The following is a 15,493-nucleotide window of genomic DNA, read 5'->3' on the forward strand; positions in this document are numbered from 1 at the left end:
GCTTCCCGGTCCGCTGTTTTTCGCGTTGTTTTTTGCGTTGTCTGGCGCACTGCTTGCCGCGTCGCCGGCGCATGCGGCGCTTGGCGGCGCGCCCATGCCTGCGCCCGCGGGCGCGAGCGTCAGCATTCTGAGCGCCGCCTCAGCGGCGGCCGCGAACGGCAACGCACCCGCCGTTGCGCGCGCAGCCGCGCAAGGCGCCGCTTCCGGCGCTTCCGCGCCTGCCGCCTACACCGTCCAGCAGACCACGCTCGCCAGCGGCACCGTCGTGCGCGAGTACCTCACGCAGAGCGGCACCGTATTCGCGGTCGCCTGGGACGGCCCGCAGATGCCCAATCTCGCCACGCTGCTCGGCAGCTACTTCCCGCAATACACAGCCGGCGTGAAGGCGAGCCACGCCGCCGGTCTCGTGCGCGGGCCGGGCGTGGTCGAAAACACGAACGTCGTCGTGCATTCGGGCGGCCACATGGGCGCCTTCTCCGGGCAGGCATGGCTGCCGCAAGCGCTGCCCGCGGGCGTCAGCGGCGCCGATATCCAGTGACGAGCGGAGGCCGAACGTGCCGACTTCAGTGCTGACTTCACGTCAATCGCGCGGCTCGCGGGCGCGCCCTTTCCGGTTCCTTTCGACCGCCGCGCTCGTGGCCTTCGTTGCTCTCTTCGCCGCTTGCGGTGGCGGGGGCGGCAGCAGCAACAGCAGCAGTTCGGGCGGCAACAGCAACGGCAGCAGCGGCAATGGCAATGGCAGCGGCGGCAGCGCCGCGGTGCCCAGCCCCACGCAGCAGCCCACGGCGGCCACCGCCGCGAACACCGTGGCCGTCACCGTGAACAGCGGACTCACCGGCACGCTGCCCAACATTCCCACCGTCAGCGTGACGATCTGCGTGCCCGGCACGAGCACTTGCCAGACCGTCGACAACGTTCAGGTGGATACGGCGTCGTTCGGCCTGCGGCTGCTTGCGTCGGCGCTGCCGAACCTGCTGAACTCGCTGCCCGCCGCCGCGGCCAACGGCGGCACGCTCGCGGAATGCACGGCCTTCGCCGACGGCTACACGTGGGGCACCGTGCGTCCCGCAGACGTCAAGATCGGCGGCGAGACGGCATCCAGCATTCCTGTCCAGGTGATCGGCGACCTCGGCTCGAATACGGTGCCGCAGGCGTGCGCGGGCTTCGGCGACCCGCAGAATACCGTGCAGGACCTGGGCGCCAACGGCATTCTCGGTATCGGCGTCGCGCCTTATGACAGCTTCGGCAGTTACTTCGCTTGCCCGGGCAACGCGAACTGCAGCGCCGTGACGGTTACGCAAACGCAGCTCGTGGCCAACCCCGTGCCCAGGTTCGGCACGGACGGCAACGGGGTGATCCTGGAGATGGCGCCGGTGTCCGACAGCGGCGCGCCGAGCGCGACGGGCACGCTGGTGTTCGGCATCGGCACGCAGCCGAACAACGCGATGACCGCCTCGCAAAGCTTCACCACGGATTCGTCGGGCAGGCTCAGCGCCACGTTCAACGGGCGCACGCTCCAGGCCTTCCTCGACTCGGGCTCGAACGCCATCTTCTTCGCCAACGGCAACCTGCCGCAGTGCGGCGGCAATCTGGGCACGTTCTACTGCCCCTCGTCCACGCAGTCTTTCAGCGCGGCGCTCGTTTCCCATAACGGCGCGACTTCAGGCACCGCGGTCTTCAACGTCGCGAACGCGAACGCGTTGCTCGGCAGCGGCGCGAACTACGCGGCCAACAACCTGGCTGGAGAGTACGGGTCGTCGGCGAGCCTCGACCTGGGGTTGTCGTTCTTCTATGGCCGCTACGTGTACTACGGCATGGACATGACCGCGTCCGGTGGCAAGGCGCCGTATGTAGCGTACTGAGGCGGCGTGCTGACATGCCGCGCCGCGCGCGCGGTTTCGCGGCCCGCGAGCGCCCGTGCCGCTTTTGTGCCGCGCGCGCCCGCGCTCGCGGGTGAAAGCCCCCGCTTCCATCGGTCGAAATACCCGGATTTACCCGCCTTACTCCGTCAATCGGTACCCGGCTCGCGCGGCAATAATCGCTATCACTGAAAAAGGGCGCGCGCCAGCCGCGCAGCCGCGACGAGCGGCGCGCGCCCACGACCGGAGCATGCGTGGCTGAGGACAGCGACCTCGAGAAAACAGAATCCGCCACTCCCAAGCGCCTGCAAAAGGCGCGGGAGGAGGGGCAGGTTCCGCGTTCCCGGGAGCTTTCCACGTTCGCGCTGCTTTCGGCGGGCTTCTTCGGCACGTGGATGCTCTCGGGCACGATCGGCGTGCATTTGCAGGCCATGATGCGCGGCGCGTTCACGTTCAACCACGCCAGCGCGTTCGAAACCGGCCGCATGCTCACGGGCGCCGGCGTGGCCGCGCGCGAGGGGTTCATGGCGCTCATGCCGGTGCTCGCGCTCACGGGCCTCGCCGCGCTGCTCGCGCCGATGGCGCTCGGCGGCTGGCTCATCTCGACGAAGTCGCTTGAGCCCAACTTCGGCCGCCTCAATCCGGTGACGGGGCTTGGGCGCATCTTTTCCGTGAACGGGCCGATCCAGCTCGGCATGTCGCTCGCCAAGACGCTCGTGGTGGGGGTGATCGGCGGATGCACGCTCTGGAGCCGGCGCGACGAGATACTCGGGCTCGCCATGCAGCCCGCGCCGCGCGCGTTCGCCGACGCGATGCATCTGATCGGCGTGTGCTGCGGCATGACGGTTGCCGGCATGTTCGTGGTGGCCGCCCTCGACGTGCCGTATCAGCTCTGGTCGTATTACCGCAAGTTGCGTATGACGAAGGAAGAGGTCAAGCGCGAGCACAAGGAAAACGAAGGCGATCCGCACGTGAAGGGGCGCATTCGCCAGCAGCAGCGCGCCGCCGCCCGCCGCCGCATGATGACCCAGGTGCCCAAGGCCGACGTGGTCGTGACCAACCCGACACACTTCGCCGTCGCGCTCAAGTACGCCGATGGCGAGATGCGCGCGCCGAAGGTCGTCGCCAAGGGCGTGAACCTCGTGGCCGCGCGTATCCGCGAGATCGCCGCCGAGAACAACGTGCCGCTGCTCGAAGCGCCGCCGCTCGCCCGCGCGCTCTACTACAACGTCGACATCAATCGCGAGATTCCGGGGCCGCTCTACGGCGCGGTCGCGCAGGTGCTCGCGTGGGTTTATCAGCTCAAGCGCTTTCGCGAGCATGGCGGCGACGTGCCGATGGAGCCGACCGACCTCGACGTGCCGCCCGAAATGGACAAGGGCGCCGTGAGCGACGAAGACGAGGCCAGCGAAGCCGACGAAACCCTCACGCCTGAGGAGCGCGCGGCCGGGGAAGCCGCCGGGCGCGCCGACACGAACACCGCATCGAACACCGCATCGAACACCGCCGATCGCGCCGACAGGAATTCGGCGCGCGACGGCACTGAAGGAGCAACAGAATGAACGCCCGCACCGGTTTCCTCGCGCGGCGCCCGGAGATGCTGCAAAGCACGAATCTGCGCGCGCTGGCGGGACCGATCCTGATCTGCATGATCCTCGGCATGATGATCCTGCCGTTGCCGCCGTTCCTGCTGGATCTGCTGTTCACCTTCAACATCGCGCTTTCGGTGATGGTGTTGCTCGTCAGCATGTACACCATGAAGCCGCTCGACTTCGCGGCGTTCCCGAGCGTGCTGCTGTTCTCCACGCTCCTGCGGCTCTCGCTGAACGTGGCGTCCACGCGTATCGTGCTGCTCGAAGGCCACACCGGCCCCGGCGCCGCGGGCCAGGTGATCGAGTCGTTCGGCCACTTCCTCGTGGGCGGCAACTTCGCCGTGGGTATCGTCGTGTTCGTGATCCTCATGGTCATCAACTTCATGGTGATCACGAAGGGCGCGGGCCGTATCGCCGAAGTCTCCGCGCGCTTCACGCTCGATGCGATGCCAGGCAAGCAGATGGCGATCGACGCCGACCTGAACGCGGGCCTCATCAACGAAGAAGCCGCCCGCAAGCGCCGCAGCGAGATTGCCCAGGAAGCCGAGTTCTACGGCTCGATGGACGGCGCGAGCAAGTTCGTGCGCGGCGACGCCATCGCCGGTCTCCTGATCATGGTGATCAACATCGTGGGCGGCCTGATCGTGGGCGTCGTGCAGCACGGCATGCCGCTCGCCTCGGCGGGCGAGACCTATACGCTGCTCACCATCGGCGACGGCCTCGTCGCGCAGATTCCGTCGCTCGTCATTTCGACGGCGGCCGGCGTAATCGTTTCGCGCGTCGCGACCAACGAAGACATCGGCACGCAGCTTACCGGCCAGCTCTTCACGAACCCGCGCGTGCTCATGATCACGGGCACGATCATCGTCATGATGGGCCTGATTCCGGGCATGCCGCACTTTGCATTTCTGCTGCTCGGCGGCGGCGCGATCCAGCTTGGCCGCACGATGAAGAAGAGCGCCGAGGCGAAGAAGGCGAGCGCCGTGATCGTGGACGCCGCGCCCGCCGCGCTCGCGCCGGTCGAAAACGCCGAGGCGAGCTGGGACGACGTGGCGCTCATCGACACGCTTGGCCTCGAAGTGGGCTACCGCATCATTCCGCTCGTCGACAAGAACACCGACGGCGAACTGCTCAAGCGCATCAAGAGCATCCGCAAGAAGTTCGCGCAGGAAATCGGCTTTTTGCCGCCCGTCATCCATATTCGCGACAACCTGGAGCTGCGCCCGAACGCTTACCGCATCGCGCTGAAGGGCGTGGAAGTGGGCACGGGCGAGGCGTATCCGGGCCAGTGGCTCGCGATCAACCCGGGCCAGGTGAGCGCCGTGCTGCCCGGCACGCCGACCACCGACCCGGCGTTCGGGCTGCCCGCCGTGTGGATCGATTCGAACGTGCGCGAGCAGGCGCAGGTGTTCGGCTACACGGTGGTCGATTCGAGCACGGTGGTGGCGACGCACCTGAATCACCTCGTCGTCATGCATGCGGCCGAACTGCTGGGGCGCCGCGAGGTGCAGGCGCTGCTCGAGCGCGTGCAGAAGGACACGCCTTCGCTCGTGGACGACCTCGTGCCGAAGGTGCTGCCGGTCACGACGCTGCAGAAGGTGCTGCAGAACCTGCTGGAAGAAGGCGTGCCGATTCGCGACATGCGCACGATCATGGAGTCGCTCGCGGAGCACACGCCGCGCATTACCGATGCGCACGATCTCACGGCGGCGGTGCGCATCGCGCTGGGCCGCGCGATCACGCAGCAATGGTTCCCCGGCAACGCCGACATGCAGGTGATGGGGCTCGACGCGAACCTGGAGCGCGTGCTGTCGCAAACGCTGACCTCGGGCCCGAATCCCGGCCTCGAACCCGGACTCGCGCACACGCTGCTCACGCAGACGGAACAGGCGATGGGGCGTCAGCAGGCGATGGGGCTCGCGCCCGTGATGCTCGTGCAGCATGCGCTGCGGCCCATGCTTTCGCGTTTTCTGCGCCGCAGCTTGCCGCAGCTTAAGGTGCTCTCCTACGCCGAGGTGCCGGATACGCGCAACGTGAAGGTCGTGAATGTGATCGGGGCGCATTGATCGCGCCGGGCGCGGCGTAGCGCTGGATCGAGAGGGAGCCCGCTTTTCGCGGGCTTTTTTGTTGGTCGATGCGGGGCCGCGCCTTTGTGTACGGAATTTTTTCCCCGCCCGCACCCCCGCCACCGATTCCGCGAATTACCCGCATTTCTCCGCCCTGATCCATCGATCATGGGACGCCCACCTTCGAAATAATTCCAACATCGGAAAAGGCCTTGCGAGCAACGCACGGCGGGCAGCAATCCAGCGCCATTCCAGCATCGGACGACCGGCGGCGGCATAAGCCGCTCACCTCATCAGGGGCTCAGCTTGAACATTCGCAAATTCATCGGTGGCACCAGCCGCGACGCGTTACGGCTCGTACGCGAAGCGTTGGGTGCGGACGCCGTCGTTCTGTCGAACCGTACGCTCGAAGACGGCAGCGTCGAAATCGTCGCGCTCGCGGACCGCGACCTCGCGGCGATCGCGCCGGCCGATGTTGCCGCGGCACAAGGCCTGCCAGGCGCCGGTGGCCAAGGTGGTCAAGGTGGTCAAGGTGCTCAAGGCGGCCCGTTCGCGCAGCCTTCCGCCGCCATGACGCAGATGCCGCGCACGCCGCGCGCAGCGCTCGGCGCGGCCCCGGCGGCGCTCGCCGCTCCTGTCGGCGCGGCGAACCCCTACGCGAGCGGCATGCCGGACGTGTTCTCGTCGGTGTTCGGCGCGAGCCCGGAAGTGGGCGCCGAAAAGGGCGGCGCTAACGCCAACGCCGATGCCGATTCCGACGCCGATGGCGATCACGCCGCCGGCGCCGCCGTCTCGCTTGGCCAGGAAGCGTCGGCCGCCTCTGCCGCCGTCGCCGCGCTTTCGCCTTCTTCCCGCGCCGCAGCGGGTCAGCACGCCGCGCAATCGCCGATGCCGCCGACGCTGCAATCCGCGATGCAGGCCGCGCAATCGCAGCAAGCCATGCCGGGTCAGCAAACGCCGCTGCAAATGGCGCTCCAGGCCGCGACCGAATCGCTCGGCTCGCAAGCCTTCGCGCCGTCGTTCGCGTCCATGACGCCCGCCGCGAACGCCAACGCCCCGGCCGCCGCGCGCGAAGCCGCCGCGCGCCTCGAGCAGGCCGCCGCCGGCGCGAGCGCGAGCGACGCGCCGCGCACGATGGCCGAGTCGAATCCCTGGCTGATCGATCACGCTCGCCGTATAGCGAATCAGCAAAATGCGCCGCGCGTGCCGGGCATGACGCCCGCGGCCGCGGCAGCCCGTGGTCTTGGCAATGTCGCCGATCCGGTGCTGCCGCCCAATGTCGACGCCACCACGCCCGACTGGGCGCTCGAGGCCGCGCATGTCGCCGCGCGCCGCGCCGCCCAGCGCCTCGGCCACGGCCCGGAGGCCGCCGGTCCCGCGCCCACGTCCAGCAAGCATGCCGACGCAGCGCAAACCGTGAGCGAAGCGATCCGCACGCGCATCGAACAGGTCGTGAACGAAACGGTGATGAACGAGCTGGCCTCCATGCGCGGCATGATGGAAGAGCAGTTCGCGGGTCTCCTGTGGGGCGAGCGCCAGCGCCGCAGCCCGGTGCAGGGCGCGCTCACCAAGCAGCTTTTTGCCGCGGGCTTCTCGGCGCAGCTCGTGAAAATGATGATCGACCGCCTGCCCGACGTGCAAACCGAAGAGGCCGGCATGGAGTGGCTCCAGTCGGTGCTCGAATCGAATCTGCCCGTCCTCGAAGACGAAGAGGCGCTCATGGAGCGCGGCGGCGTATTCGCGCTGATGGGCCCGACGGGCGTGGGCAAGACCACGACCACGGCGAAGCTCGCCGCGCGCTGCGTGATGCGCTTCGGCGCGAGCAAGGTGGCGCTCCTCACCACCGACAGCTACCGTATCGGCGGCCACGAGCAACTGCGCATCTTCGGCAAGATCCTCGGCGTGTCCGTGCATGCCGTGCGCGACGGCGCGGACCTCCAGCTCGCGCTCACCGAACTCAAGAACAAGCACATCGTGCTGATCGACACGATCGGCATGAGCCAGCGCGACCGCGCCGTGGCCGACCAGATCGCCATGCTGTGCGGCGCGGGTCGTCCGGTGCAGCGCCTTCTGCTGCTCTCGGCGACGAACCACGGCGACACGCTCAACGAAGTCGTGCAGGCATACCAGAGCGAAAACGCACCGCTCACGGGCTGCATTCTCACCAAGCTCGACGAGGCGACCAACCTCGGCAGCGCGCTCGACACCGTGCTGCGCTACAAGCTGCCGGTGCACTACGTCTCGACCGGCCAGAAGGTGCCCGAGAACCTGTACGTGGCGACGCGCCGCTTCCTGATCCGCAGCGCTTTCTGCATTCCGCGAGAGAGTTCGCCGTTCGTGCCGCACGAAGACGATATTCCGGCGCTGCTGTCGGCACTCTCGACGCGTTCGAATTCGCAGGCTCCCGAGGTCAGGTTTGGATAAGTTCGTCATCGATCAGGCCGAAGGGCTGCGGCGGCTTCTCGCGCGCGAAGGCTCGCGGGTGGTCGCGGTGACGGGCGGAGCGGGTTCGCCCGGACGCACGACCACCGTGGTCAATCTCGCGGCGGCGCTCACCGCGCAGGGCAAGGACGTGCTCGTGATCGACGAGTGCCTCGGCTCGCGCTCGGTCTGCTCGCTCATAGGCGGCGTGCGCGGCGCGGGCAGCTTCGCTGCTGTGATGCGCGGCGAGCGCACGCTCGAGGAAGCCGTGGGGCGTCATGCGCTCGGCTTCGGCGTGCTGGCCGCCTCGCGTGACAACCGCGCGCAGTACACGGCCGCGCAGTTGCAGAAGGTGATCTCGGGCCCCGCGGACATCGTATTGATCGACGCGCAGCTCGACGCCGAAGGCGCGCTGTCGCCGCTCGCCATGCACGCGCATGACGTGCTGATCGTGATGCGCGTCGGCGCGCAGTCGATCACGGACGCCTATGCGTGCATGAAACGGCTGCACTTCGCGCATGCGATCGCGCAGTTTCGCGTGCTCGCGAATCATGTGGCGAACGCGAGCGACGCGCACGCCGCGATCGAGAACCTCGCGGGGGTGGCGAGCCGCTACCTGAGCGTTTCGCTCGAAAGCGCCGGTAGCGTCGCCGCCGATCAGCACATGGCGCAGGCGCTCAGGCTCGCGCGCTGCATCGTCGATGCGTTTCCGTCGACATCCGCCGCGCGCGACTTCCGGCACGTGGCCGCCGAACTGCCGCACTGGCCCATGCGACCCGCGGTTTCCGCGTGCTCGCCGGCCACGGCGCGCGCCGGGGCGGCGCTCGTCGAGTCGCACGAAGAACATGAAGCGGCGGGCGACGCATCCGCCGACGATACGGATGGCGCGCCGCAAGCCGCCGTCCAGCCACACGCTACCCATGCAACGCATGCAACAAGCACGACAAACGCAACAAACGCCGCACACAGCGCGCTCGCCGCGAACGCCGATTCGTTCGCAGCAAGCGTGACGGGTGTGCATCCCGCACCCAACGCAACATCGGCGTCCGCGTCGGCCCATGTGGGCTGGCGGACCGATACGCCCGCGCAGCGCACGTCGCCGCAGCACGTCTGACGTGCTCACGACGACGCCACACAGGGACATGAGAAGTGGAGAGCACGATGTATAACGCTCAAGGAAAAATTTCGCAGGCCGACGTGCTTGCGAAATACGCGCCGCTCGTGAGACGGCTCGGCTTGCAGCTCGTGGCCAAGATGCCGGCGAGCGTGGACCTCGACGACCTGATCCAGGCGGGCATGATCGGCCTGCTCGACGCGGCCAACCGCTATAAGGAAGATCAGGGCGCGCAATTCGAGACCTATGCGAGCCAGCGCATTCGCGGCGCGATGCTCGACGAACTGCGCAGCAACGACTGGCTGCCGCGCAGCCTGCGGCGCACCTCGCGCGAAGTGGAAAGCGCCGTGCATCAGGTGGAGCAGCGCCTTGGCCGCTCGGCGAGCGAAACGGAGATCGCCGAGCATCTGAGCATGCCGCTCGACGAGTATCAGAGCATGCTGCAGGACCTGCACGGCAGCCAGCTCATCTACTACGAAGACTTCGACCGCTCCGCCGAGGACGAACCGTTCCTCGACCGCTACTGTGTCGATCACTCGGACCCGCTTTCGGCCCTGCTCGACGACAGCCTGCGCGGCGCGCTCGTCGAGGCGATCGAGCGGCTGCCCGAGCGCGAGAAGCTGCTCATGTCGCTCTACTACGAGCGCGGCATGAACCTGCGCGAAATCGGCGCGGTGATGGAGGTGAGCGAGTCGCGCGTGTGCCAGTTGCACAGCCAGGCGGTGGCGCGCCTGCGCACGCGGCTGCGCGAGATGTCGTGGGCGGGCCAGGAGAGTTGAGACGAATGCCGTAGACAGACGCTCCGCGCGGTTTTTCGCGCGGGCCGGGTGCGGTGAAAAAGCCGGAGTGCGAAAGCGCTTCGGCTTTTTTGTTGATGTCAGGATGAAGCCGTTGGTGACAATTTGGCACCGTAAGTGATATAGTGGCTCCAGCCCGTGAACCGGGATCGAATCGGTCCGCCCGGGCTCCGGTATTTACGGTGGGGGGTGCCCCGCGTCGCGCTTCAGAACCCCGGGCCCGGCATCCGCCAAACGATGTAGGCGTGCCCCAAGCTCGAAAAAAGGATGAACAATGGCTATCAACAACGGTGTGGAAAGCTCCAGCCGCGGGCGAATCACTGCCCGGTTGAGTGCGGAGAAGCAGGAAATCCTGCAGCTTGCTGCAGATCTCTCGGGCAGTACCGTCAACCAGTTTATTGTGCAAGCCGCGCTCAGGGCGGCGGAGCAGGTCATCGAGCAGGAAGAGGTCATTCGCTCCATCCGCCTGACGATGGACGAATCGAAGCGCTTCTTCGCGCTGCTGGATGAGCCGCCGAAGCCCAACGAGGCGCTGCAGCGCGCGATGGCTCGCTTCAGGAAAAACAAGAGTGGAAACACAGATTCGTCAGTTGAGGGAGGGCGATGACCGCAACAGCTTCGATTGCGGCGTCGATTCGATGAACGAATGGATTCGCCACGTAGCGAATCAGCATCAAAAGAAGAATCTGTCTCGCACTTATGTCGCCGCGGCGTCGTCTGCTCCACGCACGATAGCGGGCTACTACGCGCTCGCGGCGACAGCGGTGGAAACGGACGGCATGCGCGGCGCAAAACTCCCGAGGAGCGCGTCGGCGGTCTTGCTCGCGCGGCTGGCGGTGGACGTGCGGCACCACGGCCAAGGCCTTGGCGAATTTCTGCTTATGCACGCGCTAAATGTCGTGCTGAAAGCGTCGGGCAGGGTAGGCGTGCAATGCGTCATCGTCGATGCGCTCGATGACAACGCAGCAGGGTTCTATCGAAAATACGGATTCGAGCCGTTCACGGATGCGCCGCGAAGACTCTTCCTGCCCGTCGCGACAATCGAGCAGGCATGAAGGCCCGATGGCTAGCCACACCACCCGTCAGTCCCAAACAAAAAGCCGAAGCATCCCTTGCTTCGGCTTTTGTCCTTGCGCCTACGACGCGCCCGCGCGCCTTACAGCCCGAACGCCGGCAAACGTCCATCGGGACCGTACAACATCGCGCCGTTGCCCGTTTCGCCGCGCAGGATCGAGAGCGCGCGGCGGTTATGTTCCATGCGCGTGCGGATCATCATGCCGATCGTGAGATTCTTGCGGCGCGCGCGTTCGGTCGAGCCCTTGAGCAGCGCCCACTGGCTCGCGAGGCGCGTGTCGCCGTCGCAGGCCATTTCGATGCCTTTGCGGCCGCCGGGCAGGCCGAGGCCAGCCAGTTGCGCGTCGCGCGCCTTTTCGAGACCCGCGAGGCGCTGCGTGAGCGTCGTCTTCTGTTCGACGATTTGCGGGAGCGCCTCGATGCCGTCGGCCGACACGAGCGCCTTTTCTTCATAGGCGAGCAGCGACGCGAACGCCTCGACAGTGGCGTGTTCGTCGATCAGCGTGGCTAACAGGGCATCTTTCATTGCAAGGCACCAAAAAACGAAGGTTGCGCGGCGCTCGTGGGCCGGGTGTCAGTTGCCCGACGTCGGCTTCATGAGGTCGCGCGCGGTCTGGATCACGCCGTCGGCGATCTTGCCCGCGTCGATCTGCAGCGTGCCGTTGCGGATCGCGTCCTTGATCGACTGCACGTGCGTCATGTCGATGTCGGCCGAGCCGCTCGCGGCGAGCGAGCGCAGCGTCGACGACAGCGACGAAAGGCTCACGTTCGAGCCGCCGGCCGCGCCCGCTGCGTTCGCGCTGCCTGCGGCGCCGGAAGCGGCCGCATTATCGGTGCTGGCGGTGCTTACGCCGGTCGAATCGCCTTGCGAACGCGCGAGGCCATCCTGCAGCGTGCGCGGATCATTGCGGGTGGAGGAGTCAACTTTCACGATGGGCTTTCCTGATCGATTTGACCTTGATAACGGCACAGGCCGGGCCGAACTTTAGCGCGAAAATCCCACCGTTACATGCTGTTACGTGTGCTGACGCACACAGCCGGAAAGCCGACGAAGCGAGCCGCCGGGAGGCGGTTGGCCCCCGCGAATCCGGCCCGTGGAACCGGCCCTAGATCTGCACCTGGACCGTCCCGGCGTCCTTGACCACGCCCGAGATGATCTGGCCGCCGCTCGTGCGCACGCGCACCTGCTGGCCGGGTTCGGCGTTGTTGAGCGCGCTGCCTTCGGCCGAGATCGTGAAGTTGCTGCCCACGGCGATTACCTTGACCGTTTGCCCGATCACGACCGAGGCCGCGCTGCGCAGCATGTCGGTGCGCAGCGGCAGTCCCGCCGAAATGCGCGCGAGCGCGACGGCGCCCGTCGCCTGATTGGGATCGGTGATGATGGTCTGCGGCAGGCTCGCGAGGTCGCCCGCGCGCGGCATGAAGTCGGCGGCCGAGAGGGCTTCGCCCGCGCCGATCTGGCGCGAGGCCACGTAGTAGGTCACGTCCACGGCAACGCGCGCGCTCACGTAGAGCGTCCACGGCTTCGCGCCGATGCAGCGCATCCCCACGGTCGTGTGGCCGTACGTGCGCGCGCCCGGCGGCATGAAGGGCTCCAGCGACGCGCAAGCCGCGAGGCCGCGCGGAAACACGGGCGCGACCGTGATGCTTACGCGGCCCGGCAAGCCCGCCGACTGCTGCTGCAGGAACGCGAGAGCGGCGGCGCGGATCGATTCGCCGTCCTGCTGGCCGGGCGGCGTCGTCTGCACGTTCGGGGCGACGGCGCTCGTATTGGGATTCGGTGGCGCGCCGATGTTTGCGTTCGCAACCGGCTTCGCGGCCGAGCCCGCTGCTGCCGCCCCATCGACGACTACCGGCGCGACGCGGTTCGCGGCGCCCGCCAGGTTCACGCGCTCAAGCGCGCCCGCGCTGTTCGGGCTGGCCGCCGGCACGCGCATCGGCTGGGCGCTCGCAGCGGGCGCGGGAATCGTGACGATGCGCGGCGCGTCGCCTTGCGGCGCGCGCTCGCCCGGACCCGGAATCGTGATCATGCCGTTCGACTCGACGCCCGCGCGCGCATCCTCTGGCACGCCGCGCGAATTCAGATCGGCGTAGCTGGCCGCGCGCAGCGGCGCGGCGTCACTGGCGGGCGCGTTAATGGCCGCGCCTGCGGCAGGCTTCTTTGCGTTGCGAACGAGCAGCGCGTTCATCTGCGCGGCGTCGGAGCCCGCGCGGTCGCCGTTGCCCGCGATAAAGATCTGGCCGCCCGCGCCTTCCGGTTGCGCCGTCGTTTGCGCATGGGCGTTCGCCGCGCCCAACGCGGAGCCGACCATACAGGCGAGCGCGCACGTCCACGGCACGCTCCACGACAGCGCGCGCGCACGCCGCTCCAGGCCGGCGTGCGGCCCGCGGAAAGAGGCAGTCTGCGGCATCGTCGTTCTCCATCGAATGCATTGACACGCCTCGCATTCTAGGGGGCGGCCCCTGCGCGCTTGCGTCGAATAGAGGGGCGCTTTACCGGCTATTCGTCCGATTGGTTCTTGCCACCCCCGCCTAATATTCCACTCCATGCGCAAAGGCCTTCTGGCCGCGCGCCTAACGTTTGCGCCGCGCTTGCACCGGTTTTCTCGCCGCTGGCGAGCCCGCCGCGCTCACGCCGAATCCATTTTCGTTTCACGGAGAACGCCCGATGCTGGACAAACTCGATGCCGAATTCGCCTTTGGGCGCGAAGCGCTCGACGTGCGCGCCACGCGGCAGGCATTGATCTCGTCGAACATCGCGAACGCCGACACGCCGGGCTACCAGGCGCGCGACGTCGACTTCGCGGCCTCGCTTGCCGGCGCGCTGCGCCAGCAAGGCGCGGGCGGCACGGTGGGCATGACGGCCACCGCGGGCGGCAACGCCCAGCCGCTCGCCATGGCGCAGCCCGCGGGCGTGACGAGCGGCATGCAGATGACGGCCACGGAGTCGGGCCATATGGCCGGCGACGCGAAGCTGATCCCCACGGGCGGCCCCGCCGACACCTACAAGAGTCAGCTCATGTACCGCACGCCGGTGCAGCCCGCGCTCGACGGCAACACGGTCGATCTCGACACCGAGCGCGTGCAGTTCGCCGACAACGCGCTGCACTTCGAGTCGGGCATGACGGTGGTCTCGCAGCAGATCAAGACGATGATGTCCGCGATTACCTCGGGTTCGACCTGATCGCCGCGCGAGCGAAGCCAGGAAAGCCGGCAAAGCGCAGTAACGAAGCCATGAACGACCAACGCGCGCGCGACGCGCACCTGATGTGAGGTCAACGAAACCATGCCATCCCTGATGAACATCTTCAGCGTTGCGGGCTCCGCCATGACGGCGGAATCGCAGCGTCTGAACGTGACGGCGTCCAATCTCGCCAACGCCGACAGCACGACCGGCCCCGACGGCCAGCCGTACAAGGCGAAGCAGGTCGTGTTCGCGGTCAATCCGCTCGGCGGCGCGCGCACGGCCTCGGGCCAGCAGGTGGGCGGCGTGCGGGTGACCGGCGTGGTGGACGACCCCACGCCCATGAAAGAGACGTACGACCCCGACAATCCTTCCGCCAACGCGGACGGCTACGTGACGATGCCCAACGTCGATCCGGTGCAGGAGATGGTGAACATGATCTCGGCGTCGCGCTCGTACCAGGCCAACGTCGAAACGCTGAACACGGCCAAGCAGTTGATGCTCAAGACGCTCACGATCGGCTCGTAAAGCGTCGCAAGCACTCCTACGCAGTAAAGACAGAGACCAGCGGGCGCCAGACGAAGCAGCGGAACAGGCGCCCGCCACCACCACACGCCAAGCACGAAGCGCAATCGAGGGAGAACGCGTTGAGTTCCAGCAACACAACCATCGGCGGCAGCACCGCCACCGTGTCGCAGCAACTGCTCGACACCATGAACGGCACGAGTTCGTCGAGTTCGGCCTCGTCGTCGTCGAGCGGCACGAGCGCAAGCGACCTGCAGACCACTTTCCTGCAACTGCTCGTCGCGCAATTGCAGAACCAGGATCCGACCGATCCGATGGACAGCTCGCAGATGACCTCGCAGCTCGCCCAGATCAACACGGTGTCGGGCATTCAGCAGCTCAATACGTCGCTGTCGTCGCTTTCCACGCAGCTTTCGGCGGGCCAGAACGCGCAGGCCGCGCTGCTCATCGGCTCGACCGTGCTCGCGGCGGGCAGCAGCGCCACGGTGTCGAGCGGCACCGCGCCGCAGCTCGGCGTGACGCTGCCTTCGGCGGTGTCGGACGTGAAGCTCACGATCACGAACTCGGCGGGCCAGGTCGTCAACACGCTCGACCTCGGCGCGCAGTCGGCCGGCACGGTGCCGATCACGTGGAACGGCAAGGACAGCGGAGGCAACGCGGTCGCCGACGGCACCTACACGATCAGCGCCACGGCGACGACCAACGGCCAGTCCGCCACCGCCACCGCGCTCGTCGCGAGCCAGGTGCAGGGCGTGGTCCAGCAGTCGGACGGCACCGCGAGCCTCTCGCTCGCCAACGGCAAGACGGTCCCGCTTTCGAGCGTCGGCGCCATTCTTTGAACGTGACAATCAACGCGAAAAG

General features: G+C 67.4%; 14 protein-coding genes and 1 pseudogene. 12 read left to right on the forward strand and 3 right to left on the reverse strand.

The features are described 5' to 3' along the window. The first annotated feature begins 13 nt into the window (after nucleotides 1–13). The 9 genes and pseudogenes from U5768_RS17630 (at nucleotide 14) to U5768_RS17670 (ending at nucleotide 10,904) form a co-directional block, all read left to right on the forward strand. Nucleotides 14–538: a DUF2844 domain-containing protein gene (locus tag U5768_RS17630; RefSeq protein ID WP_322031777.1), complete on the forward strand. Its 525-nt coding sequence runs from the start codon at nucleotides 14–16 to the stop codon at nucleotides 536–538. Between the two features lie 16 nt (nucleotides 539–554). Continuing rightward, nucleotides 555–1,862: a DUF3443 domain-containing protein gene (locus tag U5768_RS17635; RefSeq protein WP_322031675.1), complete on the forward strand. Its 1,308-nt coding sequence runs from the start codon at nucleotides 555–557 to the stop codon at nucleotides 1,860–1,862. A gap of 251 nt (nucleotides 1,863–2,113) precedes the next feature. Beyond that, a complete protein-coding gene (gene flhB, locus U5768_RS17640; protein ID WP_322031676.1) occupies nucleotides 2,114–3,421 on the forward strand; it encodes a flagellar biosynthesis protein FlhB in 1,308 nt (435 codons plus the stop codon). After that, on the forward strand, nucleotides 3,418–5,517 hold the full coding sequence (gene flhA, locus U5768_RS17645; RefSeq protein ID WP_322031677.1) for a flagellar biosynthesis protein FlhA: 2,100 nt from the start codon (nucleotides 3,418–3,420) through the stop codon (nucleotides 5,515–5,517). Before flhB ends, flhA begins: the two co-directional genes overlap by 4 nt. A gap of 306 nt (nucleotides 5,518–5,823) precedes the next feature. Next, nucleotides 5,824–7,941 (forward strand): flagellar biosynthesis protein FlhF, encoded by a 2,118-nt coding sequence (flhF, locus tag U5768_RS17650; protein WP_322031678.1) that lies wholly within the window; start codon nucleotides 5,824–5,826, stop codon nucleotides 7,939–7,941. Beyond that, nucleotides 7,934–8,791, forward strand: a pseudogene (locus U5768_RS17655) (MinD/ParA family protein); the annotation flags it as partial. The gene flhF and the pseudogene U5768_RS17655, both read left to right, overlap by 8 nt. A 308-nt stretch (nucleotides 8,792–9,099) precedes the next feature. Then, entirely contained in the window at nucleotides 9,100–9,831 is a 732-nt protein-coding gene (locus U5768_RS17660) for an RNA polymerase sigma factor FliA (RefSeq protein ID WP_322031679.1), read from the forward strand. 292 nt (nucleotides 9,832–10,123) lie between these two features. Further along, the gene (locus tag U5768_RS17665) at nucleotides 10,124–10,456 is read left to right on the forward strand and encodes a DUF1778 domain-containing protein (protein ID WP_322031680.1); all 333 of its coding nucleotides are present in this window, start codon (nucleotides 10,124–10,126) and stop codon (nucleotides 10,454–10,456) included. Beyond that, entirely contained in the window at nucleotides 10,419–10,904 is a 486-nt protein-coding gene (locus U5768_RS17670; RefSeq protein WP_322031681.1) for a GNAT family N-acetyltransferase, read from the forward strand. Before U5768_RS17665 ends, U5768_RS17670 begins: the two co-directional genes overlap by 38 nt. A 101-nt stretch (nucleotides 10,905–11,005) precedes the next feature. Here the strand turns inward: U5768_RS17670 and U5768_RS17675 are convergent, their stop codons facing one another. The 3 genes from U5768_RS17675 to flgA form a co-directional block, all read right to left on the reverse strand. Continuing rightward, a complete protein-coding gene (locus U5768_RS17675; protein WP_322031682.1) occupies nucleotides 11,006–11,449 on the reverse strand; it encodes a flagellar protein FlgN in 444 nt (147 codons plus the stop codon). A 48-nt stretch (nucleotides 11,450–11,497) separates the two neighbouring features. After that, a complete protein-coding gene (gene flgM, locus U5768_RS17680) occupies nucleotides 11,498–11,854 on the reverse strand; it encodes a flagellar biosynthesis anti-sigma factor FlgM (RefSeq protein WP_322031683.1) in 357 nt (118 codons plus the stop codon). 175 nt (nucleotides 11,855–12,029) lie between these two features. Beyond that, nucleotides 12,030–13,334 (reverse strand): flagellar basal body P-ring formation chaperone FlgA, encoded by a 1,305-nt coding sequence (gene flgA, locus U5768_RS17685; protein WP_322031684.1) that lies wholly within the window; start codon nucleotides 13,332–13,334, stop codon nucleotides 12,030–12,032. Between the two features lie 257 nt (nucleotides 13,335–13,591). On the opposite strand from flgA, the gene U5768_RS17690 reads away from it, so the two are divergent. The 3 genes from U5768_RS17690 (at nucleotide 13,592) to U5768_RS17700 (ending at nucleotide 15,471) form a co-directional block, all read left to right on the forward strand. Further along, a complete protein-coding gene (locus U5768_RS17690) occupies nucleotides 13,592–14,107 on the forward strand; it encodes a flagellar basal body protein (RefSeq protein WP_322031685.1) in 516 nt (171 codons plus the stop codon). A 102-nt stretch (nucleotides 14,108–14,209) separates the two neighbouring features. Next, nucleotides 14,210–14,635: a flagellar basal body rod protein FlgC gene (flgC, locus tag U5768_RS17695; protein WP_322031686.1), complete on the forward strand. Its 426-nt coding sequence runs from the start codon at nucleotides 14,210–14,212 to the stop codon at nucleotides 14,633–14,635. Between the two features lie 185 nt (nucleotides 14,636–14,820). Then, nucleotides 14,821–15,471, forward strand: a complete 651-nt coding sequence (locus U5768_RS17700; RefSeq protein WP_322031778.1) for a flagellar hook assembly protein FlgD — start codon at nucleotides 14,821–14,823, stop codon at nucleotides 15,469–15,471. Nucleotides 15,472–15,493 lie beyond the last annotated feature (22 nt).

Source organism: Paraburkholderia sp. J76, assembly GCF_905220295.1.
Classification (GTDB): domain Bacteria; phylum Pseudomonadota; class Gammaproteobacteria; order Burkholderiales; family Burkholderiaceae; genus Paraburkholderia.

Bases quoted from the DNA above. Each gene is read 5' to 3' on its own strand.
- U5768_RS17660 (WP_322031679.1), top strand. From the start codon at position 9,100: ATGTATAACGCTCAAGGAAAAATTTCGCAGGCCGACGTGCTTGCGAAA.
- flgC (WP_322031686.1), top strand. From the start codon at position 14,210: ATGCCATCCCTGATGAACATCTTCAGCGTTGCGGGCTCCGCCATGACG.
- U5768_RS17690 (WP_322031685.1), top strand. From the start codon at position 13,592: ATGCTGGACAAACTCGATGCCGAATTCGCCTTTGGGCGCGAAGCGCTC.
- U5768_RS17665 (WP_322031680.1), top strand. From the start codon at position 10,124: ATGGCTATCAACAACGGTGTGGAAAGCTCCAGCCGCGGGCGAATCACT.
- flgA (WP_322031684.1), bottom strand. From the start codon at position 13,334: ATGCCGCAGACTGCCTCTTTCCGCGGGCCGCACGCCGGCCTGGAGCGG.
- U5768_RS17700 (WP_322031778.1), top strand. From the start codon at position 14,821: ATGAACGGCACGAGTTCGTCGAGTTCGGCCTCGTCGTCGTCGAGCGGC.
- U5768_RS17675 (WP_322031682.1), bottom strand. From the start codon at position 11,449: ATGAAAGATGCCCTGTTAGCCACGCTGATCGACGAACACGCCACTGTC.
- flhA (WP_322031677.1), top strand. From the start codon at position 3,418: ATGAACGCCCGCACCGGTTTCCTCGCGCGGCGCCCGGAGATGCTGCAA.